Here is a 25850-nt window from a genome sequence, read left to right on the forward strand (position 1 = left end):
ACGATGGCACAAGCGGTCAACCGGGCTGGTGACACGCGGCACGCGGCGCTAGCCTTTTTTGGGGGGGCCGCATCACGCGGACAAGGAAGGGGAGAGACATGGAACAGACAATCGGAGCGTTGTTGCAGGCGCACGAGGCCGAGGCACCTGCGTTCGGGGCGCCGGGGCGCGATTGGCAAAGCTATGGCGGGTTGCGGGATCTGTCGGCCGGCGTTGCGGCCAGCCTGCATGCGGCAGGTGTCGGGCGCGGGGATCGGGTGGCCATCGTCTTGCCGAACGGGCCCGAAATGGCGGCGGCCTTTGTCACGGTGGCACAGGTGGCCACGACCTGCCCGCTGAACCCGGCCTACAAGGAGGACGAGTTCGCCTTCTACCTCGAAGATCTCAAGGCCAAGGCCATCATCCTTCTGGACAGCGAGGAGGGCCCGGCCCTGGCCGCTGCGCGCAAGCTGGACCTGACGGTCATCCGCCTGACGCCCGAGGCCGACCGCGCGGCGGGGGCCTTTACCCTGACGCCCGAGCGCAGCGCCGGCACCGCCGATCCCGCCGCCCCCGGCGCCGATGACGTGGCGCTGATCCTGCACACGTCGGGCACAACCTCGCGGCCCAAGATCGTCCCGCTGCTGCAGTCGAACCTGGCCGCCTCGGCACGCAATATCGGCACCTCTTTGGCTCTGACCCCGGCCGATCGTTGCCTGAACGTGATGCCGCTGTTCCATATCCACGGGCTGATTGCCGCCGTCTCGGCCACGTTGGCCGCGGGCGGGTCGGTCTGGTGCGCGCCGGGCTTCGACGCGCTGAAGTTCTTCGGCTGGATGAAAGAGGCGCGCCCGACCTGGTACACGGCGGTGCCGACCATGCACCAGGCGATCCTGGCCCGCGCCGCCCGCAATGCCGAGACCATCGCCGAGGTGCCGCTGCGCTTCCTGCGGTCGTCCTCGGCCTCGCTGCCCGGCCCGGTCATGGAACAACTGGCCCAGACCTTTGACGCCCCGGTGATCGAGGGCTACGGCATGACCGAGGCCACGCACCAGATGGCCTCGAACCCGCTGCCGCCGCGCGCGCAGAAACCCGGCTCGGTCGGGGTCGAGGCCGGGCCACTGGTGCGCATCGCCCATGAGGCGGAGGATCGCCTGATCGAGGACACCGGCGAGGTGGTGATCTCGGGGCCGAACGTGACGCCGGGCTACGAGGGCAACCCCGAGGCCAATGCCAAGTCCTTCTTCGAGGCCGAGGGCAAACGCTGGTTCCGCACCGGCGATCAGGGGCAGTTCGACAACGAGGGCTACCTGACCCTGACCGGCCGCCTGAAGGAGATCATCAACCGCGGCGGCGAAAAGGTCAGCCCGCTCGAGGTCGATGGCGTGCTGTCGGCGCATCCGGCCATCGCGCAGGTCGTCACCTTTGCCCTGCCCCACCCCAAGCTCGGCGAAGAGGTCGCCGCCGCCGTCGTGCTGCGCGAGGGTGCCGAGGCCGACGAGGCCGCGATCCGGGCCTTCGCGGGCGAACGGCTGGCCGCCTTCAAGGTGCCGCGCAAGGTCGTCATCCTCGACGAGATCCCGAAAGGCGCCACCGGCAAGTTGCAGCGCATCGGCCTGGCCGAGAAACTGGGCCTGGCGGGGGGTGTCGGCGCATGAAGATCTGCATCTTCGGCGCCGGGGCCATCGGCGGTTACATGGGCGCAAAACTGGCGCAGGCCGGGGCCGATGTCAGCCTAGTGGCGCGCGGACCCCACCTGGCCGCGATGAAGGCAAACGGCCTGACCCTGATCGAGGAGAGCGGCACCAGCAACGTGTCCGTCACCGCCTCGGACGACGCCGCCGATCTGGGCGTGCAGGATTACGTGATCGTCACGCTCAAGGCGCATTCCGTGCCCCCCGTGGTCTCGAAAATGCAGCCGCTGATCGGGCCGGACACGACCATCGTTTCGGGCGTGAACGGTGTGCCGTGGTGGTATTTCCACAAGATCGGCGGCCCGCTCGAGGGCACGCGCCTGGCCACCGTCGATCCCGGCGATGCGCAGTGGGACGGCTTCGGCCCCGACCGCGTGCTGGGCTGCGTCGTCTACCCCGCAGCCGAGGTCTCGGAACCCGGCGTGATCCGCCATATCGAGGGCAATCGGTTCTCGCTCGGCGAACCCGACGGCTCGAAATCGGAGCGTGCGATGGCGCTGTCCAAGGCACTCGGCGCGGCCGGGCTGAAAGCGCCGGTGCGCCCGCGCCTGCGCGACGAGATCTGGGTCAAGCTTTGGGGCAACCTGTCCTTCAACCCGATCTCGGCACTGACCCACGCGACGCTCGATGTGCTCTGCACCGATCCGGGCACCCGCGCCGTGGCCCGCAACATGATGCTCGAAGCGCAGGAGATCGCCGAGAAACTGGGCGTGAAATTCCCCATCGACGTGGACCGCCGCATCGACGGCGGCGCCGCCGTGGGCGCGCATCGCACCTCGATGCTGCAGGACCTCGAGGCCGGTCGCCCGATGGAAATCGACGCGCTGTTGGGATCGGTGCAGGAGCTTGGCCGGATCACCGAGACGCAGACGCCGACCATCGATGCGGTGCTGGCGCTGATCGCCTTGCGCGGGCGTGTTGCAGGGCTTTACGGCTAGGCAGACCACGCGCGCGGGTCGAACCGGATTGCCAAAAACGACCGGATCAAGGACCGGCCGCGGCGCAACGGCGATGGCGTCACGAGCGCCTGAGCGACACCAGCGCCCAATCGGCAAAATCGGACATGACCCGGCCCGCCGCCGTATCGAAGGCCGCTACAAGATCGGCATCTTCGAGCGTGGGGGCCATCGCGCTTGTCGCGAAACTGCGGCTGGCGACGATGCGCACATTGCGCTCGCGCACGATGCGCACGATCATCCGAACGTCCACACGCGCGCTGTCGCCCTCGGGCAGCGGGGTGGCCTGGAAATCGACCAGTTCCGTGACCACCGCGAAATCCCCGCCGGCCCCGAGGGGGCGACGGCCCACATACCGGATCGCCTGTGTGGCATCGAGCGTGCGCAACATCAGCGTCTGCACCATGACCGGAGCTTCCTCGCTCCAGCGGATGCCGGGCAGGTAACTGGCGGCCAGGGCATCGGGGCGGATCATGATCCGATCTGTCTGCAATGCGCCACTGGTGGTCGGAACCTCGATGATCACATCGGCGGCAATCCGGCGTCCGGGCGCGATCGGCGCGTCCGTGGGGGCGCGCAACTCATAGACATCCAGCGCCTCGGTCGCATCCCCGAGCGCCGACAACGCCCCGCAGGACGCCAGCGCCGTCACCGCCAGCCCCAGCAGCAGAACACGGATGGTTTGGACAAGCTGCATCTGTCGTTACCTTCTGAATTCCGGCACATCCTGGTTCAGCAGAAAACGGGCGGGGTCGCGCCCGATCTGCTGCGTCAGCCGGTCGAGATTGGCAATCAATGTCCGCGTCTCCTGCGCCAGACGCGCAAACAGCGGCAGCGACGTGGTCGTGAATTCTCTCACCCCCGGCTCGGCGCCGTCCACCAGCGTCTGCAACCGCGCAAAGGTGTCGAGGGCGACCTGGCTGGCCGCGCGGATATCGGCGGTAATCGCCGGCAGATCATCCGAGACCTCGCCCACGGCCCCGCTCAACCCTTCGACCGTTTGCGTCAACTCGGCCACCAAGCCCGAGAGGTCCTCGTTGATCAGGGCATCCGCGCCGGTAAAGGCACTTTCGGCCGCCACCAGCGTGCGTTCGCCGGTCTCGAGCGCGCCGTTGATCGCGGTCAGCGTCGTGTTGGCATTGGCGAAGGTCTCGGTCACCTGCGTCATGGTCGTCTCGGCCGTCGCGACGACGTCGGCCACGCCCGACGTGGCCGTCTCGAGATCCGTTCCGACGCGGTCGAGCACCTCGCGCGCATTCTCGACCGCGGCGCGGATATCGGACACCACAAGGGGCAGATCCGTCTCCGCCACGATCCGCATGCTGTCGATCACTTCGGTCGCCGCGACGACGGCCTGCCGGGTTTCCGCGACAAGGGCCGTGCCCTCGCCTTCGATGAACCCGTCGATCCGCGTCGCCGTGGCCTCGACCGCGGTGGCCGAACTGTCCAGCGTCGCCAAGAGCGTGTTGGCCCGTACAAGGGTTTCCTCGGCCTCGGCAAGGCGTTGCGTGGCCGTCTCCCCCGTTGCGCCAAGGGTGACCATCAGCGCGCTGGCATCGCTGCGCAGCAGGGCCAGTTCCTCGCGCAGGCTGGTCAACGTATCCTCGATCCCCGAGGTCGCCAGGGTCAGATCCTCGGCGATGTAGCGCTCGGCCTCGGTGACGACCCCCTGGACGGAATCGAGCGTGTTCGTCCCGCTGGCCACGATGCCCGTCGCCTGATCGGCCAGCAGGTCGATGGAGATCAGCGTTTCATCCGCCGAGCGCAGCACCACCGCCAGATCGCGCGTCAGGGTATCGAGGGTGGTGTTGAACCGGCTGATCTGCGCGGTGAACTGATCGACGGTGCCCGCCACCCCCGAAAACCCCTCGAGCGTGGTGGCAAGTTCGCCCGATGCCTGTTCGGCATTGGCAAGGATGCGTTCCAGTCGCTGCGCATTCTCGCCCCGGAACAGATCGCCGACCTGTTGCACGACCAGCAGGGTTTCGGAGACCAGTTCGGGCGCATCCTCGGACAGCGATTGGAGAACGGACCGGCCGGCCTCGATCTCGGGCACGTCCCGGTCGCTGGTGGGGCGCAACAGGGGCGCATCCGGCGTGCCCGGCCCGATCCCGACAAAGGCCACCCCGGTCACGCCCTGCGCCTCGATCGTGGCGATGCTGTCGGTGCGCACCGGCGTGTCGGCCGCTACCTCGACCCGGACGGTGATCGTGCCGTCGCCCTCGGGCGACAGGTCGACATCCACAACCTGCCCGACGGGCAGGCCGCTGAACCGCACATCCGAGGCGGCGCTGAGCCCCGCCACCGAGGTGAACCGGATATCGTAATAGGCGAACTGGCGATCCAGCTCGATCCGGGCGAACCACAGAAAGAACCCCAGCAGCCCAAGCGCGCCCGCAATCGTGAACAGGCCGATCAGGATATAGTTGGCTTTCGTTTCCACCTAGCCGGTTTCCCCCGATCCGGTTGACGTGCTGGCCGCAAGCGCGGCGCGCGCCCTCGGCCCGTGAAAATAGGCGCGCACCCAAGGATGATCGACCGACAGCATGTCCTGCATCGTCCCGGTCACGAGCACCTTGCGATCCGACAGCACCGCGATGCGGTCGCACACCGCATGCAACGTGCGAGGTCGTGGGTCACCAGAAAGACCGTTAGGCCAAGCGACCGGCTGAGTCCACGGATCAACTGATCGAACTCGGCCGCGCCGATCGGGTCGAGGCCCGCCGTCGGCTCGTCGAGAAACACGATCTCGGGATCCAGCGCCAGGGCACGGGCCAGCCCGGCCCGTTTTCGCATCCCCCCCGACAGCTCCGAGGGGTATTTGTCGCCGGCGATATAGGGCAGCCCGACCATCGAGATTTTCAGATCGGCCAGCGCGCGCACGGTGTCGGGCGGCAGGCCCGGGACGCCCTTCAACGGCACCTCCACGTTTTCGCGTACGGTGAGCGAGGAAAACAGCGCGCCGTCCTGAAACAGGATGCCCCACCGCGTCTCGAGGCGCGTGCGGTCCTCGGACCCGGTCTCGTCCAGCACGGCGCCCAGCACGGTGATCTGGCCCGCCGCCGGCGATTGCAACCCGGCGATGGACCGCAGCAGCACCGATTTGCCCGTCCCCGATCCGCCCACGATGCCCAGGATCTCGCCGCGATAGACGTCCAGATCCAACCCCTCATGCACGACATGGCTGCCGAACTGGTTGCGCAGGCCGCGCACGCGAATGACGATATCCTCGGGGTCACGGCCCATGATCATATGCCCATCTGCGCGAAAAACACCGAGAACACCGCGTCGGCCACGATCACCGCAAAGATGGCCGCCACGACTGCCTTCGAGGTCTGCCGACCCAGGGATTCGGCATTGCTCTTGACCTGCATGCCGGCATGGCAGCCGATCACCCCGATGATCAGGGCAAAGACCGGCGCCTTGACCATGCCCACGACGAGGTGTTTGACATCCGTGCCTTCGATCAGGCGCGTGCGGAACATCTCGGGCGAGATACCAAGCTCGACCCAGGACATCAAAGCCCCCCCGAACAGACCCGACAGATTCGCGATACCGCCGAGGATCGGCAACATCAGCAGCAGCGCCAGGATGCGCGGCACGAACAGCACCGTGGCGGGATCGAGGCCGAGGGTCCGCATCGCGTCGATCTCCTCTCGCATCTTCATCGAGCCGATCGCCGCGGTAAAGGCCGAGGCCGTGCGTCCGGCGACGATGATCGCCGTCAGCAGGATGCCCAACTCGCGCAGGATGGAGACGGCGATCAGATCGACGACAAAGACCTCGGCCCCGAACTGTCGCAATTGAGACGCGCCCTGAAAGGCAAGGACGACGCCGATGAGGAACGACATCAGCGCCACGATGGGCACCGCCCTCAGGCCGACATCCTCGCAATGATGCACAAGCGCGGTCAGCCGAAACGCACGCGGGCGGACCAGCGCCCGCCCCAGCCGCGCCAGGAACAGACCCAGATACCCGATGAGGGACAAGAGATACGCCGCCCCCTGGGCCACGGCCTGCCCGACCCGCGCCGCCAGATCGGCCAGCCCGCCCTTGTGCGGCGGCTCAACGGCAACGACGGGCCACGCCTTGTCGACCCGCTCAAGCAGGCTGGCGGCCTCGGGGCGGGCGTTTCGGATCGTGATCGTTCCACCCGTGGCCTCGATCCGGCGTCTGGCATCCAGCAGCGCCCAGCCCCCTGCCGTGTCGAGACGGGTCACCGCGGCCAGGTCGATCGCGACGCTGCGCCCGGCCCCGACCCCGCGAAGAACAGGCACAACCTTGCCGAGCGCATGGATCGTCAGCGGCCCCGACACCGTCAGGGTCGTGCCGGTCCCGTCCTCGGACGACGTGATCTGCGTTTCGGAATCTGCCGACACCGCGGGACCTCCATCTGAGCGGCACGCATTCTGTGATTGGCGCGACCCTTGGGCCGCATCACGTCCGCCGGGACGCACCCGGTCGCGTGCGCCATCGCATCGCCGGTCATCCTATGACATGCCGCCACGCCGGCACCAAGCCCGAACCCCCCGGCCCGCACCCCTCACCTGCGTTTGGAACACCGGTCCCCCGCGCCCCATCTTTGAGCATGGACCCATCAAAAGCGTTCCGCTATGCAACCTCAGCGCGGCCCCTTAGCTCAACTGGATAGAGCAGCTGACTTCTAATCAGCAGGTTGAGGGTTCGAGTCCTTCAGGGGTCGCCATGGAAAGCCTGCATCATGCCCGGGCCGACATAAGCCAGCCGGCCAAGCCGCACTGAGCCGGCGCGCTCAGCCGTGGCAGGGGTCACGTGTCGGATCGGGGGTGACCCGATCTGAGATCCTTCGCCAATTGCCGGGCGGCCCGGACGGTCAAGGCCATGATCGTCAGGGTCGTGCCGCTTACACCGCCCGTCGGAAATGCGGCTGCGTCCGTCACAAGAATATTTGGCGCATCGCGGAGACGGCACCAAGGGTCGAGGACCGAGGACCGGGGGTCGGCGCCCATCCTCGCGCCGCCGCTTTCGTGGACGGCGCTCCCCATGGACATGCTGCGTGGGAAAAGCACCCGAAACGCCTGGCGGAGGACGAAGCCCGAGTCGGGAAATGCGCCCTTGCCCATCTCGGTCAGGCCTAGCGGCGAACCGATGAAGTCCAACTCGCCCTCTGCATCTGCGACCATCTCCTCAAGCCCGCCTTGCATAGCGCGTAGCGTGCCCTCGTCTTTGGATGAGATTGCGCAGCGAATCCGAGGAATCGGGATGGACAAGGCATCGCGCCGGGTCGGGTCCAGCGTGACCCGGTTGTCGCGATCTGGGGTCATCTGACCATAGCCCATGAAGGTGAACTTCGACGGGGCGTCTTTCGGTACAGGCGTGCGGGCGATCTTGCCTTGGAACATGTAGCTGCGGTGGCGCCCACCCGCCGCTTTCGGAAGCAGGCGCGGAATGAAGATACCGGCCGGGTCCCCCGAAGCGGTCGCATTCTCGGCGTATCCTCGAAAACGCGGCAGGGTACCAGACGCGATGCAGTGCAACTGATCCGCGAAATATCGTCCAAGGACCCCCGAACTGTTGCCGAGACCGCCGCCTTCCGGTGGACCCGAATTCAGCAACAGGCGAACGCTTTCGATGGCGGACGCCGACAGGACAACTGCCGCAGCGCGAAAGACATGTTCTTGTTTGGTGACCGTGTCGATGCAGGCAACGCCGGTGGCCTGTCCGCTGTCGGGATCGACCAGCACCTCTCGCGCGGTCATGTTGTAGCGGATATCGAGCCGTCCTGTCGCCAGCGCCGCTGCCAAGGGTTTGGGCACGGGACCATCTTCGGCCATCGCATAGCGCCGCGGCACGACACGCCGTGCCGGATCACGGCTCTCGACGGCCTGTTTGAAGAATGCCTCGGCTTCGGTCATTCGGGACGGATGGGAGCAGACAGAGTCAGGCAGCGTCTCGACGTGATCGGTTTGACCACAAATCTTTAGAAACGCTTCGACCTCGGCATAGTACGGTGCAAGATCGTCATGGCAAATGGGCCAATCAACGCCTGTACCTGTACGGCTGAACATTCGGAAATCGTCATCGGACCACCGCGACAGGACGCGTCCGTAAGTGTGCAGCCTACCGCCGGCCTGCCGCCCGCGGAACCAAAGGTAGGGGGCATCCCGCGGTGTTTTGTAAGGGTGCCGACGATCGTTGACGTAAAAGGCCGCGGCCCGGTCGTTGAACACTCCGGCGCGGGCCTGAATATGCTGACCCTGCAAGGTGGCTCGCACCCGCGCGCGCAGGTTCAATGAGCTGCTGTCGGCACCCTTTGTGTCATCGCTGCCGGTATCCCCTGCGACAATCTCTCGGCCGGCCTCGATTATCTGAACTCTCAGACCTTGTCGGGTCAGTTCCAGTGCTGCGAAGCACCCCGCCGCGCCCGATCCGACCACCAGAACGTCCGCGTCTTGGGCCGACCTCAAAACGAACGACTCGCAGCAAATTCATCGTCGACACACCCTGACAGTAAGCTGGCAACAGGTCGGTTTACCGACTGCGTGGCCCAAGCCGTGACGTTCGAAAGACGTGTTCGGACCCTTATCGAGATGCTAGGTGGGTTGAGTCCGGGCACAGGCTGCACTCCGTTCAGGTTCGATGCCATGTTTCTCGATGCGATCGGCAGCGTACAGCCCCGGATAGCATCGTCCTATCCCCCGTTGGCTAGCGTGGCGTGATTTTCTGCCACGGTCATTTCACATTCTGGCTATCGCGGCGACTGACACCCATGTGGGTTTCTGCACGTCTTCGACCAAAAACGGCCACTCGTTCCAGCCGTTTTTTCTACCATCGTGAAATCTGCGTGGATTTGGGTCGGGCGCGCATGCGTATGGCATAGGGTCCAGGCAGCATGGAAAATTTTTAGCAATACTACCCTTTTGCGACGCTTTCGCCTCGTAGCAAGGGGCGCTGGCGTGCATGTCGCTGCCCAGTCCTCACCACCGTCGTGGCCGGCAATCTAGCTGGCGTCACCCTGCTGACCGAGGTCTTTCAACAGCCATTCGGCCCGTTCCTCCTGGACGCGAGCGACATCGAGTTTTCTTTCCAGTCGCGCCCGCTTTTCCGCGGAATGGGCGCGCGCAATCTCGGTTTCCAGCGCGGCTGATTTTCTGCGGAGCTTTTCGAGCACCTCCCTGACATGGTCGGGCTTTATCTTGCTCGCCTTGCCCGTTTCCAGGCGCGCCGTGTAATCGGCCACTTTCTTGGCGAGCTTCTTCAGACCCATCGTTCGCCCTCCGGCGTTGTCGCTGGCACAGTCTATCCCTCCGTCGTGACAGTCACGTGACGGGCCTTTGGCTCTGCCGCGTCGTCGGGGGTTTCCACATCGGCTCTGGGGTCGCCCAGTTCGTCATCCTCCAGCGAGATCAACTGTTCGACCTCGGCGATCGCGGCGTCGCGCCCGACATAGTACGTGCGGGCCGCCTCGATCAGGTCGCGCATGGCACTTTGCGCATAGCCGGCATCGTTCAGAAAGGACGTCGCGGCAGTGGGGCTGAGAACGCCACGGCGCATCAGCGCGTCGACCTGTTTGGCGGTGGTTCTGGCCGCGTCCTCGACCTGCACACGCTCCTGATCGAGCCACAGGGCGCTGCGGTCCTTTGGGGCGGCAAGTTCCAGCTTGCGGATCTCGACCGCGATCCGCGCGATTTCGGTGCGCAACCCGTCATACAGCTCGGTGACCGCGCCCTGAGGCCGCGTGGTGTAACGAAGAACGTTCTTGCGCAGGTGTTTCGTCGATTTCACCGCCCGGACGATATCGCGCGCCACATCCCGCAAGGCGTAAATCCGGTTGGCGGCCTCGGGCGCAAGCCGCTTGTCGCCCGCCCGAGAGGCGAATTCGACGATGGCCGCATAAAGCGTCTTGATGCGACGTTCATAGGCCTCGTCGAGATCGAGGTCGATGGCCTGACGGCTGTTGCGCACCGTGCCCGCGACATCGTCGGTGGCGAAGATTTGCGCGCGGCTCAGGTTCAGGCCGTGCAGGATCAGGTCGGACGCGTTGCGATAGAGATGCAGGACCTCCTGTCTCAGCGCAACTTCGAGCGTTTCGGGGAACTGATCGACCGCCCTATTCAGGAAATGCGGGCGGCTGACGTCGGGCTGCGGCTCGACGATGCGACGTTCGAGAAAGGCGATCAGCCGTGACAGCAGCGGCACGATCAGCGCGACGCCAAGCACGTTGAAGATAGTGTGGAACACGGCAAGTTTCAGCGCGAAATCGTCGGGTGCGATGCCGACGCCGGCGCTGATCCAGTCGACCGTCGCGCGCAGCGGCGACAGGAAGATCAGGGCAATCGTGGCGGTCGACAGGTTGAAGACGAGATGCGCCAAGGCCAGACGCTTGCCCTGGTAATTCGCGCCTGCCGCCCCGATGATCGCCGTGATCGTCGTGCCGATATTTGCCCCGATCGCCAGCGCGAGAGCGTTGTCATAGGTGATCTGCCCGGCCGCCAGGGCGGTCAGGATCAGGACCATCGTGGCATGGCTCGATTGCAGCACAACCGTGGCGACGGTGCCGATCAGCGCATAGACAACAAGGCCAAGCAGACCCGACAGGGCCAGACGCGTCAGGTCGATCTGATCCTCGAAGGCGTCGAACCCCAGCTTCATGTGATGGATGCCGAGAAACAGAAACCCAAGCCCCGCCAACGCATAGCCGACGCCGCGCGGCGTCTTGGCCTTTTGGAACACCAGCACGATGCTCAAGGCGATCATGGGCATGGCGTAGGCCGCGATATTGACCTTCAGGCCGACCCCCGCGACCAGCCATGCGCCGGTCGTCGTGCCGATATTGGCACCCAGGATGATGCCGACACCGCCCACAAGCGACATCAAGCCGGCGCTGAGAAACGCGATGGTGATGATCGAGACGAGCGAACTGGATTGCAGAAGGGTCGTGGACAGGATGCCGAAGCCGATCGCACGCGGGGTCGATGCGGTCGCCCGCCCCAGCACACGTTCAAGCGTTCCGCCGCCAAACAGCTTGAACCCGTCCTCCAGCAGCAGCATGCCGAACAGGAAGATCGCCACGCCGGCGGCGATCTCCGTGACGTCGGGGCTGTACCAGAAGGCGCCCAGCATCAGCGCGATCGCGCCAGGAAGAGCGTAACGCGTCATGCCAACCGCCTTGCGCGGGCCGCGTCCAGGCCCGCCGCGCCGGAAAGGCCGGGGCCATGCGCCGTCATCTCGACCGTGTCGTTTGTCAGTACGCGCCCCTCCCCGCATTGGGCCGAAGCCGGGCGGAAATGGCGCAGCCGTTACGCAATGCCCTGCCTGCGCCCCCTTTGGCGCCGTCGCCCGCCGAACGGTTCGGCCATATGGTCGGACGGCGCGTGAAAAATCAAGCCGCGCCCCGCCATGCTGTCTCAGAGAGCGAGGGTCGATTGAGCCGCGATATCAGCGGCAAACCGGACCCGGCCTTCCCCTCGCACTGAGACGGATACGTGGCGCAGGGCATGTCGCGTCGGCACGCCGGCTTGCGCAGTCAGGGTGCATGCGCGCCATCCAGCCGCCAACGGAATTGGCACGGGCCGCGATCAGGCTACGCGCGTGTTTTCGGCGTTTCTTTCGGGGGATCGTGAAATGGCCGGCCGCCTACTGCCGCGGCGTCACATGCGCCGTCAGGCCATCTCTCAAGCCATCGTCACAGGAACGGTGATCGCGGGTGCGACCACGGCCTGCGGGGCCGCACCCGGACCGAAGGGAACACCCACCCGGTCCGAGCGAGACACTATGCGCCGGGGAAGGGATCCGTCCCGCGCCGGGGCTGCCGGGTGGTTAACCCGGCCCGGTCCCCGACGACACAGCCCGCCCCAGCGACAGTCCGCGATCAGCGCGTGCGCAGGATGGTGGGCAAGTTGAACCAGCGCGAAAACGGCAGGTCGCCGCCCGGTGTGACCGACTTGTAGCGCTCCTTGTGCGACAACAACGGTGCCGGCCAGAAGGATTCCGACATGAAGCGATGATCGGTCATCACAGATTTCTCACGCGGCTTGTCCGAGACGAGCGGCATCGGCCAGACGCCCTGCGACATGAACTTGCCGCCCTTCATCACCGCGTTTTCCGGCGGGGTGCGCTTGCTCAACAGCTTGAACCCCCAGCCCGGCGTGATCGGCCCCTTGCGGCGGCTGTCCACATCCGCCCGGCGGGTCAGGAACAGCGGGTGCTCCTTGAGGATGCGCGGCGCGGCTGGCGCGGGTGCGTCCTTGACGACATTTTCCTCGGACAGTTTGCCCATGTCGACCGTGTCCTCGGCCGCCAGCAGTTCGCGGGCGATCGTGGTGGCCGTCAGCGGCCTGTAGCTGGCGCGGACGATCAGAACCGCCGCATCGCCTTCGAGGCGCTCCATGTAGGCCGCGGCGGTCTTGTCCTTGACGCCGGCCTTGGCCATGGTTTCGGCCGGCTCTTTGGTGGCCGTCGAGACCACGATGATGTCATCATGGGGGTACCCCATGCCCTTCATGCGCTCCGCCAGCTTGAACGCCGGCGCTTTGGAGGCGTAAAGCCGTGTGATTACCGTTGTCATGAGACCTCCATCTGGGTGCTTTGTTGCTCGGGAGCAACCGTTTTGGCGCGCGACCTGCGCTGCCGGATGATCATCGGAACCGCGACCATGATCGCCATCACAAGAAAGGCGATCTCGACCATGAAAACAACATTGTAGGGCGTATACGCCTCGAGTCCATCGACCGGGCGCATGCCCACAAGGATATCGCGCACAATCCCCGCCAGGGCGGCACCGATCCCGGCACAGGTCGCCTGCACCGCGCCCCAGGCGCCGAGCGACAGGCCGATCTGGTCCGACGAGGCCGCGCGCATCGTCGCCGTCAGCGTGGCATGGCCGAAGAGGCCCGCGCCCACCCCGGTGGCCAGCGTGCCCGCCAGGAAAAGAGGCGTGCCCATGATGGTGGGCGACAGGATGAAGGCCACGAACCCGGGGATGCCGATCAGCGCCCCGATCGCGCCCAGTTGCGCAGGCCGCCCCCCCGTGGCGAGGGCGCGCGAGGCGTAGCCGAACCCCAGCAGTGTGCCCGTCGCAAGCAAGGCCGTCAGGCGCGTGGTCTCGGCCACCGAAAAGCCGAGCGCCTGCGCGCCATAGGGTTCAAGCAGCACATCCGCCATCCCGAAGCCGAACGTGCCCAGCCCGATCACCACGAGAAGGCGCATCATGTCGGGACGCGCCACCAAAAGGCGCCAGGCCTCGCCGAATGTGGGTGGCACCGACCCGGCCATCCTTTGGGCGCGGGCGCGGTCGCGCGCCTCCTGCTGCCAGATCGCGGCAATGTTCAGGGCGACAGTCACGACGGCGGTGCCCTGGATCACCTGGATCAGGCGACCGGGCGTATAGTCCGACAGCAGCGCGCCATAGACGAGGGCGCTGATCACCATGCCAATCAGCAGCATGACATACATTAGGCCCACGACCTTGGGATGGTCTTCCTCGCGGACAAGGTCCGTCGCCAAGGCAAGGCCGGCGGTTTGCACGGTATGGGCCCCCGCGCCCACCAGCAAGAAGGACAAGGCGGCCGAAGACAGGCCGATCCAACGCGGCGCATCCACTGCCTCGGCATAGCCCGACAGCACGAGCAGCGCGAAGGGCATGATGGCGAAGCCACCGAATTGGTAGAGCGTGCCCTTCCAGATAAAGGGCACGCGGCGCCACCCCAGGGCCGACACATGGGTATCGGATTTGAACCCGATCAATGTGCGAAACGGGGCGAAAACGAGGGGCAGCGCCAGCATGCCTGCCACAAGGGTCGCAGGCACCTCCAACTCGACGATCATGACCCGGTTCAGGGTGCCCACCAGCAACACCAGCGCCATGCCCACCGTGACCTGGAACAGCGACAGGCGCAAAAGTTGCCTCAGCGGGACCTCTTCGGTCGCCACATCGGCGAACGGAAGATAACGCGGCGTGATGCGCGACAGCTTTGTCAGGGCATACTGGCGATAGTTGAACGACATCACACTGCGTCCCGGGAAGGGGGCCACGACCGCCCGGCAAGGCGGTGCGTGGCGATCATCCGGAGGAATTTCCTGTGGCCCCGAGATCAATGGGGGCCACAGGTTCGCACAAAGGCTATTCCACCACGGGCGGCGTCAGGACGTCCGCCGAGGCGAGGATCGCCTGGTCGCCCAGGTCGAGCGTCGTGGCATAGGATGCCGCGGCTTCCTCGGGGGCCACCATGGCCGCTGCGGCGGCTTGGTCACCGCTGCCCAACGGCTGACCCGTCAGGTAGTCGTTGTACCAGCTGGTCTGGCTCACGACGGCGACGTGCACGGCGAACGAGCCCACGGCAACGGCGCCAAGGAACACCGGAATGCCCACGGTCGGTTTAACCACCAACCAGAGTTTTGCATTGTTCATGACGTGTCCTCCTTACCCGAGCCACGGCGTGGCAACTGCGGCCAGCAGGTGCGCCAACAGGGCGATGGCCCCGAACACGCGGGTGCCGTCGATGAGGTAGCTATGCACCTCTTCCGCCTCGCTCAGCGTCAGGCCTGTCGGCCATACTTTGTCTGGATCATCTGACATTCTGATCTCCTCTTCCGTTCAGATGTTCAGAAACAAGCGACGACCCCGGACAACACGTACGCGATCAATCTCTCATTTCCACGGCGGAAACAGGTCTACGCCCCGCCGAGGCAATTATGTCCAGTTAGGTTTACACTTGCAACTGTAAACTTGAGACTACACTTGCATGCAGAAGCGGCCCGGCGCCTGCGCCACAAGCCGGAATTTAAATAGTTTTCAGTGAATTGCGGGATTGGCCGCAAACACCCGGCGCATTCGGCACGTCACATGTTTCCACATGTCGCATGCATCGGTGTGACGATTCGCGGGGCGATTCGGTATGGCCGATCCACGCGCGCCGCAGCGTGCGCGGAGAAAGGCGTATCGCGCAGGCGCCGGCGCCCGGCCAACGGCCATCTGGCGCCGGCACACAGCCCCCCACCCATATCGCCCCATCGAAAGGCCCAACGCACCCGCCCATCCGCGCCTGCGCAGCGGCATGTCCGATGTCATGGGCCTTGACCTTGAGCCAGATACGGGGACGATCAGGGCCGAGTGGACGGATCAGGCATTTCAGGGACGAACCAGATGACTTCGAAAGGTATTCTTTTCTCGGCCGCGCTGGTGGCGATGGCGGGGGGCGCACAGGCCGAAACACGGATCGGCATGATCACCACGCTGTCGGGGGGCGGCGCGGGCCTCGGCATCGATGTGCGCGACGGCTTTCAACTGGCCATCGATCAAGCGGGCCGCGATGACATCACCTTGATCATCGAGGATGACGAGCGCGCGCCGGACGTGGCCGTGCAACTGGCCGACCGCATGATCCAGGCCGAGGATGTGGACATCATGACCGGGATCATCTGGTCGAACCTTGCCATGGCCGTCGTCCCGTCGGTCACCGCGCAGGGCGTGTTCTACCTGTCGCCCAATGCCGGGCCGTCGCAATTGGCCGGGCGCGGCTGCCACGAAAACTACTTCAACGTCGCATGGCAGAACGACAACCTGCACGAGGCCGCCGGCGCCTATGCCAATTCGGCCGGCTACACCAACAGCTTCATCCTGGCCCCGAACTATCCGGCGGGTCAGGACGCGCTGGCGGGCTACAAACGCTTTTTCGAAGGCGAGTTGGCAGGCGAGCTTTACACACAGCTGGGGCAGACGGACTACGCCGCCGAAATCGCGCAGATCCGCGCCTCGGGGGCCGACAGCGTCTTTTTCTTCCTGCCCGGCGGCATGGGTATCTCGTTTTTGCGCCAATACGGTGATAGCGGTCTCGACATCCCGGTGGTCGGCCCGGCCTTTTCCTTCGACCAGGCCATTCTGCAGGCCGTGGGCGCGGATGCCCTGGGCGTCGTGAACACTTCGCAATGGTCGCCCGACCTCGACAACGCGGCCAACACCGCCTTTGTCGCCGCCTTCCAGGACGCCTATGGCCGGATCCCGTCGCTCTATGCCAGTCAGGGCTTCGACACCGCGAACCTGATCCTGTCGGCGCTGGACGTGGCCACCCCGTCCGAGGACCCGGACGCGTTCCGCGACGCGCTGCGGGCCGCCGATTTCGTCTCGACCCGCGGCGATTTCGAATTCGGGCCGAACCAGCACCCGATCCAGGACATCTATGTCCGAGAGGTGGTGCAGGATGGCGAGATCTTCACCAATCGCGTCATCGGCGTGGCCCTGGAAGACCGTGGCGATGCCTATGCCGACCAGTGCCCGATGTAATCAGGCGACAGGCAGACAGAACGAGGTCGGCCGCAGGGCCGGCCTCGTTTTTTGCGAGGGGATGAGATGTCAGCGATCCTGATCGTCGAACAGATCCTGAACGGGCTGCAATTCGGGGTGATGCTGTTTCTGATGGCCGCCGGCCTGACGCTGATTTTCGGCGTGATGGGCCTGATCAACCTGGCCCATGGCTCGCTCTACATGGTGGGGGCCTTCGTCGCCGCGACGGTGGCGGGGCTGACGGGGTCGTTCGTTCTGGCGCTGGCGGCGGCCATGGGCGCGGCGGCGATGGCCGGCGCCCTGATCGAGATCAGCGTCATCCGCCGCCTCTATCACACCGATCACCTCGATCAGGTGCTGGCGACCTTTGCACTGATCCTGATCTTTTCCGAAGGGACACGGTTCATCTTCGGGTCCTTCCCGCTCTACCTCGACACGCCGGCGTATCTGTCCGGCCCGATCACGCTGCCCGGTGGCATCGAGTATCCGGTCTATCGGCTGGCCCTGATCGGGGCCGGGATCCTGGTGGCACTGGCGCTGTGGGGTCTGATTGCCAAGACCCGCATCGGCATCCAGATCCGCGCCGGTGAAAACGACCGCGAAATGATCGCGGCGCTCGGCGTGGATATCCGCACGCTCTATACCATCGTGTTCGCTCTGGGGGCGGCCCTGGCCGGATTGGCCGGCGCGCTTGTGGGCGCGATCCAGTCCGTGCAGGTCGGCATGGGCGAACCCGTTCTCATCCTTGCCTTCGTGGTGATCGTCATCGGCGGCATCGGGTCGATCAAGGGGGCCTTCGTGGGCGCGCTGATCGTCGGATTGACCGATACGCTTGGCGGCATCTTCCTGCCCGAGCTGTTCAAGCTGTTCATGGAACCGTCATCGGCCACCTCGATCGGGGCGTCTCTGTCGTCGATGGCGATCTATCTGCTGATGGCGGCCGTGCTGATCTGGCGGCCCACGGGCCTTTACGGGATGCGCACGGCATGACACGCGAAACGCTCGTCAACATCGTGCTGATCGCCGGGCTGATCGCCGTGCCGCTCTGGGCGCATCTGGCGGGCGAGCCGTTCACGATCACGCTGGCCACCCGCGCGGTGATCTTCGCGCTGGCGGCGGTGGGCCTGAACCTGGCCCTTGGCCTGGGCGGTCTGGTCAGCCTGGGCCATGCCGCGTTTTTCGGGATCGGCGGCTATGCGATGGGCATCCTGGCCTACCATGCGCAGACCTACACGCCCCTCTTGGATGGCCCATTCCTCCTTGAGGGCACCAAGTCCATGCCCATCATCTGGCTGGTCGCCATGGCCGCCTCGGCCGTTGCGGCCCTTGTGATCGGCCTGCTGTCGCTCAGAACGTCGGGGGTCTACTTCATCATGATCACCCTCGCCTTCGGGCAGATGTTCTACTATTTCACGATCTCCTGGAGCGCCTATGGCGGCGAGGATGGCCTGTCGATCTACCTGCGCAACGGGTTTCCGGGCCTGAACACGCTGGACCCGATCCAGTTCTACGGCCTGTGCTTTGCCCTGCTTTGCGCGGCCCTTTGGCTGAGTGCCCGGATCGCACGCTCGCCCTTTGGGCTGATGCTGAACGCGGCGCGACAGGTGCCGCACAGGGTCGAGACGGTCGGCCTTGACGGACAAAGGGCCAAGCTGATCGCCTTTGTCCTGTCCGGCGCGATCACCGGACTGGCCGGCGCGCTCTTTGCCGATCTCAATCGCTTTGTCAGCCCCACGATGTTCAGTTGGCACATGTCGGGCGAGATCATGATCTTCGTCATTCTGGGCGGGGTTGCGCGCCTAATGGGGCCCGTGGCCGGGGCCGTCCTGTTCGTGGCGATGGAGCATGTGCTCGGCGATCTGTCCGACTACTGGCACATCTATCTCGGGGCGCTGCTGCTCGGGATCGTGCTGTTTGCGCGGGGCGGTGTGATCGGCCTTCTGGCGGGAAAGGTGAGATCGCATGACTGACCCCATTCTCGAGGTGCGCGGCCTGACCAAGCGTTTCGGCGCGCTTGTGGTGTCGGACGAGATCGACCTCAGCCTGCACCCCGGCGAGGTCCACGCCGTGATCGGGCCGAACGGGGCCGGCAAGACCACCCTGATCGCGCAGATCTGTGGCGCGCTGCCCCCGGATGGCGGCGCGATCTTTCTCGATGGGCGGGACGTGACCCGCCTGCCGACGCGCGACAGGGCGCGCATGGGCCTTGCGCGGACCTTTCAGATCTCGGCCCTGGCGATGGAGGATACGGTTCTGCAAAACGCCATGCTGGGGGCGCTCGGGGCCTCGGGCAGCGCGTGGCGGCTGTTTCGTCCGGCCCTCGCGGATACGGCATTGAGAGCCACCGCCGAGGCCGCCCTCGACCGCGTGGGATTGCGCGACAAGGCCGCCATGCGCACCGCCGAGCTCAGCCATGGCGAGCGTCGACAACTCGAGGTGGCCGTCGCCCTGACGCTGCGGCCCAAAGCCTTCGTCATGGACGAGCCGATGGCGGGGCTGGGCGCCGAAGGCGGGCAGAACATGACCCGACTGCTGGACGACTTGCGGCACGAGGCGCCGATCCTGCTGGTCGAACACGACATGGACGCGGTCTTTGCCCTGGCCGACCGGATCAGCGTGCTGGTCTATGGCCGCGTCATCGCCTCGGGGCCGCCCGGTGCTATCCGCACGGACCCGGCGGTGCGCGACGCCTATCTGGGGACGGATGCATGACCCTCCTGACGCTGGAAAATGTCACGGCCAGCTACGGGGCCAGCCAGGCCCTGTTCGGCATCGACCTGACCCTGGCCGAGGGCGAGGTCGTCGCCATGATGGGGCGCAACGGCATGGGCAAATCCACCACGGTCAAGGCGATCTGCGGCCTGCTGCCGGCGCGCGGTCGCCTGGTCTTCGATGGCACCGACCTCACCCGCCTGCCCAGCCATCAGATCGCGCGCCTCGGGATCGGGCTGGTGCCCGAGGGGCGGCGCTGTTTCCGCGACCTGACGGTCGAGGAAAACCTCGTCGTCGCCGCGCGGCGCGGCCATTGGGATCTGGCCCGCATCGCCGCCTTGTTCCCACGATTGGCCGAGCGGCGGGGGCAACGCGCCTCGACCCTTTCGGGGGGCGAACAACAGATGCTCGCCATCGGTCGGGCGCTGATGACGAACCCCCGGCTGCTGATTCTGGACGAGGCGACCGAGGGCTTGGCCCCCCTGATCCGCGACGAGATCTGGTCGGCCATTGCACGCCTGCGGCAAGAGACCGGGCTGTCGCTGATCGTGATCGACAAATCGCTCAAGGAACTGCGCCGCGTCGCCGACCAGGCCACCCTGGTTGCCCGGGGTCGGGTGGTCTGGCACGGGCCGATGGCTGCGCTCGACACCGAAACCAGCGAACGCCACGTCGGCGTTTGAGCGCCGGTGCAACATCCGACCGGGCGCCGCACCAACATCGACGTCACGACGCAAATGCCCCAGTATCCGGCAAACGCCCCTGCCCCTGACCGAGGTCACCCCCGTGCCGCAACACGCCGACCCTTTCGCCCACCACCCGGAACTGCGCGACAAGATCACCGATCCCGAGGCGTCCTTCTTCCGGGATTTCTCGGTCGCGCGCATCATGGCGCAGTTTCCCCGGATGGCGGCGCACCGCGACTGGCCCTATTCCGACAGCGCGCGCGAGGGCCTGCGCCGCGCGGCCCTGGACGGGCACGCGGGGGACCTGTGGGTTTTCGGCTACGGGTCGTTGATGTGGGACCCGGCCCTGCGATTTTCGGACCTGCGCCGCGCCCGCGTCGACGGGTTCGCGCGGCGGATGATCCTGGTGGATTGGCGCGGCGGACGCGGCACCGAGGACGCCCCCGGCCTGATGGCTGCGCTGGACCATGGCGAGGCCTGCGAAGGGCTGGCCTTTCGCGTTCCGGCCGAGCGTGTCGAGGTCGAGACCCAGATCCTGTTTCGACGCGAAATAATCGCGCCGGGCTACATCGCACGGTTCGTTCCGGCCAGGCTGGCGGATCGCACGGTTCAGGCGCTGACCTTTCTGGCCGATCATGCCATCGACGACATTCGCGGTGACCTGACCCGCGCGGATCAGATCGAGATGATCGCCACCGGGGCCGGGTTTCTTGGCTCGAGTCGCGATTACCTGGCCAATATCGTGGATCACTTCGACACCTTGGGCATCCATGACGAGGATTGCGTGTCCTTGTTGCGCGATGTCGATGCCCGCCTCGCCGCCCCGGCGCGGACCGCTCAAACCGCGAAGGACGGCCAATGACAGCCCCGATCCCGTTTTTCGACGGACATAACGATTTCCTTCTGCGCCTGATGAAAAGCGCCGCCCCGCGCGCCGAGACATGGTTGGGCGATACCGGCGCCAGTCATCTCGATCTCGCCCGGATGAAGCGCGCCGGCTTTGCCGGCGGGCTGTTCGCGATCTTCGTGCCATCGCCCTCGAACGGACCGCCGCCCGATTTCAAGGCACTGATGGCCAACCCGCCTTATGACCTGCCCATGCCCCCCGCGATGGATCACCGCGCCGCCCAGCCGGACGCCCTGACCATGGCCGGCTTGTTGCACTGGATGGACCGCGCGGCGCCGGACGACTTTCGCCTGTGCCGCAGCGCCGCCGAGATTCGCAGCGCGATGGCGGGCGGCCGGATCGCCGGCGTCATGCATATGGAGGGGGCCGAGGCGATCGGCCCCGATCTGGATGCGCTCTACCTGTTTCACGACATGGGGTTGCGTTCGCTCGGACCGGTCTGGAGCCGGCCGACGATCTTCGGCCATGGCGTGCCGATGGCCTTTCCCGGCTCGCCCGATATCGGACCCGGCCTGACCGACAAGGGCCGCGATCTTGTGCGGCTGTGCAACGAGCTTGGAATTCTCATCGACCTGTCGCACCTGAACGAAGCCGGCTTCGACGATGTCGCGGCCATTTCCGAGGCGCCCCTTGTGGCCACCCATTCAAACGCGCATGCGCTCTGCCCGTCGTCACGCAACCTGACAGACCGGCAACTTCACCTCATCCGCGAGCGGGACGGCATGGTCGGCCTGAACTTTGCCACCTTCTATCTCAATGCCGATGGCTCGGCCGATAGCGGGACCGGATGGGATGTCATCTTGCGGCAACTCGACCACCTGATCGACACGCTCGGCGAAGATCACGTCGGGTTCGGCTCGGATTTCGATGGCTGCGTGCTGCCCGATCTGATCGGCGATGTCACCGGCGTTCCGGCCCTGTTCGCTGCTATGCGCGCGCATGGCTATGACGCGGCCCTGATCACGAAACTTGCGCGCGAGAATTGGCTCGCCTGCCTCGAGCGGACCCTGACCTGACGCGAATGTCGGCTTGTGCGCGGCACACAGATCGGCGTGGAAAGCCTTGAGACCAAGCAGGCTCCCGGCGCCCATGGCATGCAGGATGCTTGAGGGTCAGGTCTTGCGCAACGGGGCGGATCACCCGGCGACGGCGGTCTCATGCCCCGGCCGTTCGGACTCATGAACCGAGGGGCCTTTCGGACCCGTTTCCAAGGCCGATCTCGAAAACCGAACCGATCCTCCGATACCCGAGATTGTGGTAATAGGCATCCTCGTCAGACAGGACATAGACCTCGCGATCAAGATTGTGCTGTTTGATTTCGTCAAGCAGCCGACGTCCGATCCCCCGGCTGCGCCAGGGCGGGCCAACGTAGAGTTCGCTGACGTAAAGGCCGAGACCGTCTTTGATCGCACGCAAATAGCCGCAATATGCATCGCCGTCCTTGCAGACCAACGTCTCGCCGTCCCGCAACGACTGTCGAAAAACGGCAATGGCATCAGGGGCGGTGTAGGTGTCCCAGTCAGGCTCCGCCGTCAAAAGATCCAGAAGTCCGTTTTCGTGGTCGATCGTGTATTTCAGAATCTCGTACACGGACATCGCTCCTTGGTGTGTGGTTTCAAGCGCGGTTTGCCACGCTCTTCACGCCAAGTCGCGGCCTGATCCACGCGCCCTTGTTATGGCATACCATCTGCCCACCGGATCAACCCGGCCGCATGTCCGCGATCTTGACCTGTGGGCCCCACGGCCCGCGAGGTCACTGAAGCTTTCCGGCCCAACCTCGCAATACCAAACACGGGCCGCCTTGCATAAGCGATGATCCGTCAGGGCGCATCAGACCGCCGAATTCCGGCGTGGGACGAGATCGTATCAGAACAACCATTTAAACGCCACCGCCGAAACCTAAGCCCTTGATTTTATTTATACCAACAGAATGCGCGGCCACTGAGTTTGCCATTTCACATTCATAAGGCGCCCATTCTTGGAATACGGCGAAGCCCACAACGGAGCTTCTTTGTACGCGGGTCATCTGGACAAAAAAAGACCGCCCTTTCGGACGGCCTTTGAGATTCTCACCAAGATGGGCCTGATAAGGCCCCTTATGTTAAAGGAAGAGATCCGTCTCCAGATCACGGGTCCGGTAGTAGCTCACGCCGACCTCGATTCTCGACAATACCGATCGGACGCCGGAGCGTTTCAACCGACGGACCACCTCACCGACCTCAAGATCATGCTGCTCTGCAATCTGCGCCGGATGCACAAAACGGGCCTTGAAATCGGCCACCAACGCCGGGTCGAACCGCGGGATCCGATGGCCCCCTTCCGGACCAACGATCCAAGCGACGGCAAGGCTCACCTCTTGAGGGCACCGGTCCACCAAACCCCAGAAGACAGTCCGCGGGATTTTCAATGACGCAGACGCTTCCATGGCAGACAAACCCTTCGTGCAGAAAGCCCGGTGTTGCTTGACCTCCTCCGGATCCACTCGGAGGGCGCTGATCCCGTCCTGGCCACCCAGTCGGAAGACGTTCTCGAGGAAGCCGCCAAGGATCATGTGCACCACCACGATGGCCGGCACCTTGGCCTTCTCCGAGGCTTTTGACACCGACACCAGCCCGTCGGTTTCGGCATCCAGTGCGACCGCCTTCGCGTGCAGATTGCCAACCAGCATGGCAATCTCCGCACGATCCACGGCCTTCTGGGTCCGCCCCTTCACACCCGGCCGCCCGTAGAAAATGGGAGTGATCAGCCGATCAGCAAAAAACTGATCGACCAGCGGGCGGGCGCAAAACAACGCATCGGGCAACGATTTAACATGCACCAGCCGTTTCACGCGCGAGGCAACCTCGCGCCCTTTTTGCACAGGGATCGGGAAATGGGCCGGCGCCTTGTCAGGTATCACCCCGGCCGCGACCAGCACGTCGCTCAGAGTCCGAGAGTCGAGGCCCTGCTCCTTCGCCAATGACGCGACCGTATGCAGGCGGCGCTCGCGGAGTTCCACACCCAAAACTTTGGTTCCGGCTGGCATGGCGATGTTCTCGGTAATGACCTCGCGAAAGATGCGTGCAATGTCTCCCGGGTCCTTGAGTGATTTCGAATGGCCCAGGGCATTGTAGAAGCACCCGAAGATCTTGCGGGCGCCCGGCGTGCCGGTCGCATCGTCGAATTTTCGAAGTTGCGCCTCCAAGGCTTCCCGGATGCCAACCTCGCCACGCGACGTGAATTCGAAGCCAACCCGACCCGCGTGATCCCAGCCGCCCGAAGTCAACTGAGGGAGCTTTTGGGCTGGCCCGTAGGCGACCAGCACGCCCAAGAGTTCCGTCGCGCGGGTCGCCTGATCAAGCGTCTGCGCATCCAGCCAATCCGGGCCAGCAATCCCGGAAAGGCGGCGCAAAACGTAATCCTGAAGCGGCGAGACCGGGCGGCGCCCTGCCCTCTCGATCATCTCCTCAAGTTCAACGCCGCGCTCAGGAACCCGGCGGTCAAGTTCGTGAAGTTTGTCGTCCCATGCGACCTGCGCCTGGCGCAGGAGAGGGATTTCATGAACAGGGCATGTCCGCACGACTGACAATGACCACTCCCAGCGGCCACGACGCATGCCTGTCCGGTCATCCTCTGCCAGACAAGCCGGGCAGAAACCCGAGAGCCTTCTTTTCCTCGTCCGTCAGATGATGGAACAGCCCGCCTTCGGCCATGAGCGTAATGGCGTCGACTTCCCATTCATCGAACTCGACACGTTGCATCGGGCGCGTGATATCCAGCCCCATGCCGACCGGGGCGAACTGCCGGTTCGCTGCCTCACGACCCTTCCGGGCTAGGGTAACGTCGAAGGGATTGAGCTTGCGGATCGCCTGACGCACGGTTTCACGGGACGGGCACACGATTTCCGGCTCGCCTGCAGCCCGGCGCCGATCGTTCTCGTCAGCGAAGGCCTTCTTCACCTCTTCGAAGATGATCTGCTGCGACGGGCACTGGTCGTTGAGATACTTGCCCACGACCTTGCCCATGATCATGAGTTCATCTGCCGTCATCCGGCGGTCCCGGTTCCCACGCTCGGAGTTCCTGTCGTACAGGCCCGCCAGACCGAACCGCCGTTCCTTGCGCTCCCAATCCAGCACGGTCTTCGCGCCAAGTTTTTTCGGCACGGAGAAAGTGTCATCTTCCTTGCCACGCTCGCCTTCTTCGAGAATTTCGCCAGCGCGAAACCTGATAGCTCGCAGATACGGCCTGATCGATGCCGCGGTCCGTGTGATGTTATTGGTCTCGTCGTCCAGGAATTCACGGAACGCGCGGACCACGGCCAGACGCATGGCCGCTTTCTTGTGAGCCTTTGTGCCCCGGAGGGAGAGCAGATCCCCATCCGGCAGAACCCGCGCACGCAGATGCTCGGGTTGGTGTTCGTTCGGGATACACTTGAAGTTTCCGACCGCGAGGTAGCGGCTGATCTGGGCATTGGTCATGACCTGAGGCACGCGTTCGCCGGTCATATTGACGAATATATGGCCTTTTTCGCGGGTCTCGAAGTACTGGAAAGGCTGCCCCCCGATGGTGATGCCATCGTATTCCGAGAAGGAGAACTTGGGTTGGACGGGGCTGGGTTTGATGGCGATCATTTTGACCTGAGACCCGACTTCCGTCCAGCCTTCAGGAGAATCCGTC

22 protein-coding genes, 1 tRNA gene and 1 pseudogene are annotated in these 25850 nt (G+C 65.1%); 10 read left to right on the forward strand and 14 right to left on the reverse strand.

Annotation, left to right across the window (positions count from 1 at the left end):
- The first annotated feature begins 98 nt into the window (after positions 1 to 98).
- Together ROSELON_RS01530 and ROSELON_RS01535 are read left to right on the forward strand one after the other, a co-directional pair.
- The gene (locus ROSELON_RS01530) at positions 99 to 1637 is read left to right on the forward strand and encodes an acyl--CoA ligase (protein ID WP_025310695.1); all 1539 of its coding nucleotides are present in this window, start codon (positions 99 to 101) and stop codon (positions 1635 to 1637) included.
- Positions 1634 to 2611 carry a 2-dehydropantoate 2-reductase gene (locus ROSELON_RS01535; protein WP_025310696.1) on the forward strand — a complete coding sequence of 326 codons (978 nt, stop codon included), beginning with the start codon at positions 1634 to 1636 and terminating at the stop codon, positions 2609 to 2611. The genes ROSELON_RS01530 and ROSELON_RS01535 overlap by 4 nt, the downstream gene beginning before the upstream one ends.
- 79 nt (positions 2612 to 2690) lie before the next feature.
- Here ROSELON_RS01535 and ROSELON_RS01540 read toward each other — a convergent pair whose 3' ends face one another.
- The 4 genes and pseudogenes from ROSELON_RS01540 to ROSELON_RS01555 all read right to left on the reverse strand — a co-directional run bounded on the left by ROSELON_RS01540 (position 2691) and on the right by ROSELON_RS01555 (position 7008).
- Entirely contained in the window at positions 2691 to 3326 is a 636-nt protein-coding gene (locus ROSELON_RS01540; RefSeq protein ID WP_025310697.1) for an ABC-type transport auxiliary lipoprotein family protein, read from the reverse strand.
- Positions 3327 to 3332: 6 nt separating this feature from the next.
- Positions 3333 to 5072: an MCE family protein gene (locus ROSELON_RS01545; RefSeq protein ID WP_025310698.1), complete on the reverse strand. Its 1740-nt coding sequence runs from the start codon at positions 5070 to 5072 to the stop codon at positions 3333 to 3335.
- Positions 5073 to 5875: pseudogene (locus ROSELON_RS01550) on the reverse strand (ABC transporter ATP-binding protein).
- Positions 5876 to 5877: 2 nt separating this feature from the next.
- Positions 5878 to 7008, reverse strand: coding sequence for an ABC transporter permease (locus ROSELON_RS01555; RefSeq protein ID WP_025310699.1), 1131 nt, complete (start codon positions 7006 to 7008; stop codon positions 5878 to 5880).
- Positions 7009 to 7257: 249 nt separating this feature from the next.
- Between ROSELON_RS01555 and ROSELON_RS01560 the strand changes: the two genes are divergently transcribed.
- A tRNA-Arg gene (locus tag ROSELON_RS01560) sits at positions 7258 to 7334 on the forward strand.
- Between the two features lie 82 nt (positions 7335 to 7416).
- Here ROSELON_RS01560 and ROSELON_RS01565 read toward each other — a convergent pair.
- The 7 genes from ROSELON_RS01565 to pufB all read right to left on the reverse strand — a co-directional run bounded on the left by ROSELON_RS01565 (position 7417) and on the right by pufB (position 15185).
- Positions 7417 to 9075: a GMC oxidoreductase gene (locus tag ROSELON_RS01565; protein WP_025310700.1), complete on the reverse strand. Its 1659-nt coding sequence runs from the start codon at positions 9073 to 9075 to the stop codon at positions 7417 to 7419.
- A gap of 533 nt (positions 9076 to 9608) precedes the next feature.
- Complete coding sequence (locus ROSELON_RS01570) at positions 9609 to 9875, reverse strand: hypothetical protein (protein ID WP_025310701.1); 267 nt, start codon at positions 9873 to 9875, stop codon at positions 9609 to 9611.
- Between the two features lie 32 nt (positions 9876 to 9907).
- A complete protein-coding gene (locus ROSELON_RS01575) occupies positions 9908 to 11767 on the reverse strand; it encodes a Na/Pi cotransporter family protein (RefSeq protein WP_025310702.1) in 1860 nt (619 codons plus the stop codon).
- Positions 11768 to 12479: 712 nt separating this feature from the next.
- Positions 12480 to 13175, reverse strand: coding sequence for a hypothetical protein (locus tag ROSELON_RS01580; RefSeq protein ID WP_025310703.1), 696 nt, complete (start codon positions 13173 to 13175; stop codon positions 12480 to 12482).
- Positions 13172 to 14614 (reverse strand): PucC family protein, encoded by a 1443-nt coding sequence (locus ROSELON_RS01585; protein ID WP_025310704.1) that lies wholly within the window; start codon positions 14612 to 14614, stop codon positions 13172 to 13174. The genes ROSELON_RS01580 and ROSELON_RS01585 overlap by 4 nt, the downstream gene beginning before the upstream one ends.
- Before the next feature lie 115 nt (positions 14615 to 14729).
- Positions 14730 to 15017, reverse strand: a complete 288-nt coding sequence (locus ROSELON_RS17695) for a light-harvesting protein (RefSeq protein WP_025310705.1) — start codon at positions 15015 to 15017, stop codon at positions 14730 to 14732.
- A gap of 12 nt (positions 15018 to 15029) precedes the next feature.
- The gene (pufB, locus tag ROSELON_RS01595; protein ID WP_025310706.1) at positions 15030 to 15185 is read right to left on the reverse strand and encodes a light-harvesting antenna LH1, beta subunit; all 156 of its coding nucleotides are present in this window, start codon (positions 15183 to 15185) and stop codon (positions 15030 to 15032) included.
- A 567-nt stretch (positions 15186 to 15752) separates the two neighbouring features.
- Here pufB and ROSELON_RS01600 point away from each other — a divergent pair.
- From ROSELON_RS01600 to ROSELON_RS01630, 7 genes are all read left to right on the forward strand, one after another.
- Positions 15753 to 16889 carry an ABC transporter substrate-binding protein gene (locus ROSELON_RS01600; protein WP_025310707.1) on the forward strand — a complete coding sequence of 379 codons (1137 nt, stop codon included), beginning with the start codon at positions 15753 to 15755 and terminating at the stop codon, positions 16887 to 16889.
- Positions 16890 to 16955: 66 nt separating this feature from the next.
- Positions 16956 to 17879: a branched-chain amino acid ABC transporter permease gene (locus ROSELON_RS01605; RefSeq protein WP_025310708.1), complete on the forward strand. Its 924-nt coding sequence runs from the start codon at positions 16956 to 16958 to the stop codon at positions 17877 to 17879.
- Positions 17876 to 18859, forward strand: coding sequence for a branched-chain amino acid ABC transporter permease (locus ROSELON_RS01610; RefSeq protein ID WP_025310709.1), 984 nt, complete (start codon positions 17876 to 17878; stop codon positions 18857 to 18859). Before ROSELON_RS01605 ends, ROSELON_RS01610 begins: the two co-directional genes overlap by 4 nt.
- A complete protein-coding gene (locus ROSELON_RS01615) occupies positions 18852 to 19601 on the forward strand; it encodes an ABC transporter ATP-binding protein (RefSeq protein WP_025310710.1) in 750 nt (249 codons plus the stop codon). The genes ROSELON_RS01610 and ROSELON_RS01615 overlap by 8 nt, the downstream gene beginning before the upstream one ends.
- Positions 19598 to 20284 carry an ABC transporter ATP-binding protein gene (locus ROSELON_RS01620; protein WP_025310711.1) on the forward strand — a complete coding sequence of 229 codons (687 nt, stop codon included), beginning with the start codon at positions 19598 to 19600 and terminating at the stop codon, positions 20282 to 20284. The genes ROSELON_RS01615 and ROSELON_RS01620 overlap by 4 nt, the downstream gene beginning before the upstream one ends.
- Before the next feature lie 103 nt (positions 20285 to 20387).
- Positions 20388 to 21149: a gamma-glutamylcyclotransferase gene (locus ROSELON_RS01625; RefSeq protein ID WP_025310712.1), complete on the forward strand. Its 762-nt coding sequence runs from the start codon at positions 20388 to 20390 to the stop codon at positions 21147 to 21149.
- Positions 21146 to 22210: a dipeptidase gene (locus ROSELON_RS01630; RefSeq protein WP_025310713.1), complete on the forward strand. Its 1065-nt coding sequence runs from the start codon at positions 21146 to 21148 to the stop codon at positions 22208 to 22210. Before ROSELON_RS01625 ends, ROSELON_RS01630 begins: the two co-directional genes overlap by 4 nt.
- Positions 22211 to 22370: 160 nt before the next feature.
- Here the strand turns inward: ROSELON_RS01630 and ROSELON_RS01635 are convergent, their stop codons facing one another.
- From ROSELON_RS01635 to ROSELON_RS01645, 3 genes are all read right to left on the reverse strand, one after another.
- A complete protein-coding gene (locus tag ROSELON_RS01635; RefSeq protein ID WP_025310714.1) occupies positions 22371 to 22784 on the reverse strand; it encodes a GNAT family N-acetyltransferase in 414 nt (137 codons plus the stop codon).
- Positions 22785 to 23295: 511 nt separating this feature from the next.
- Entirely contained in the window at positions 23296 to 24789 is a 1494-nt protein-coding gene (locus ROSELON_RS01640) for a hypothetical protein (RefSeq protein ID WP_025310715.1), read from the reverse strand.
- Between the two features lie 10 nt (positions 24790 to 24799).
- Complete coding sequence (locus ROSELON_RS01645; protein ID WP_025310716.1) at positions 24800 to 25804, reverse strand: hypothetical protein; 1005 nt, start codon at positions 25802 to 25804, stop codon at positions 24800 to 24802.
- Positions 25805 to 25850: the final 46 nt, after the last annotated feature.

It is taken from the genome of Roseibacterium elongatum DSM 19469 (assembly GCF_000590925.1).
Classification (GTDB): Bacteria; Pseudomonadota; Alphaproteobacteria; order Rhodobacterales; family Rhodobacteraceae; genus Roseibacterium; species Roseibacterium elongatum.

Bases quoted from the DNA above. Each gene is read 5' to 3' on its own strand.
- ROSELON_RS01530 (WP_025310695.1), top strand. From the start codon at position 99: ATGGAACAGACAATCGGAGCGTTGTTGCAGGCGCACGAGGCCGAGGCA.
- ROSELON_RS01535 (WP_025310696.1), top strand. From the start codon at position 1,634: ATGAAGATCTGCATCTTCGGCGCCGGGGCCATCGGCGGTTACATGGGC.
- ROSELON_RS01540 (WP_025310697.1), bottom strand. From the start codon at position 3,326: ATGCAGCTTGTCCAAACCATCCGTGTTCTGCTGCTGGGGCTGGCGGTG.
- ROSELON_RS01570 (WP_025310701.1), bottom strand. From the start codon at position 9,875: ATGGGTCTGAAGAAGCTCGCCAAGAAAGTGGCCGATTACACGGCGCGC.
- ROSELON_RS01575 (WP_025310702.1), bottom strand. From the start codon at position 11,767: ATGACGCGTTACGCTCTTCCTGGCGCGATCGCGCTGATGCTGGGCGCC.
- ROSELON_RS01580 (WP_025310703.1), bottom strand. From the start codon at position 13,175: ATGACAACGGTAATCACACGGCTTTACGCCTCCAAAGCGCCGGCGTTC.
- ROSELON_RS01585 (WP_025310704.1), bottom strand. From the start codon at position 14,614: ATGTCGTTCAACTATCGCCAGTATGCCCTGACAAAGCTGTCGCGCATC.
- ROSELON_RS17695 (WP_025310705.1), bottom strand. From the start codon at position 15,017: ATGAACAATGCAAAACTCTGGTTGGTGGTTAAACCGACCGTGGGCATT.
- pufB (WP_025310706.1), bottom strand. From the start codon at position 15,185: ATGTCAGATGATCCAGACAAAGTATGGCCGACAGGCCTGACGCTGAGC.
- ROSELON_RS01600 (WP_025310707.1), top strand. From the start codon at position 15,753: ATGACTTCGAAAGGTATTCTTTTCTCGGCCGCGCTGGTGGCGATGGCG.
- ROSELON_RS01605 (WP_025310708.1), top strand. From the start codon at position 16,956: ATGTCAGCGATCCTGATCGTCGAACAGATCCTGAACGGGCTGCAATTC.
- ROSELON_RS01610 (WP_025310709.1), top strand. From the start codon at position 17,876: ATGACACGCGAAACGCTCGTCAACATCGTGCTGATCGCCGGGCTGATC.
- ROSELON_RS01615 (WP_025310710.1), top strand. From the start codon at position 18,852: ATGACTGACCCCATTCTCGAGGTGCGCGGCCTGACCAAGCGTTTCGGC.
- ROSELON_RS01620 (WP_025310711.1), top strand. From the start codon at position 19,598: ATGACCCTCCTGACGCTGGAAAATGTCACGGCCAGCTACGGGGCCAGC.
- ROSELON_RS01630 (WP_025310713.1), top strand. From the start codon at position 21,146: ATGACAGCCCCGATCCCGTTTTTCGACGGACATAACGATTTCCTTCTG.
- ROSELON_RS01640 (WP_025310715.1), bottom strand. From the start codon at position 24,789: ATGCGTCGTGGCCGCTGGGAGTGGTCATTGTCAGTCGTGCGGACATGC.
- ROSELON_RS01645 (WP_025310716.1), bottom strand. From the start codon at position 25,804: ATGATCGCCATCAAACCCAGCCCCGTCCAACCCAAGTTCTCCTTCTCG.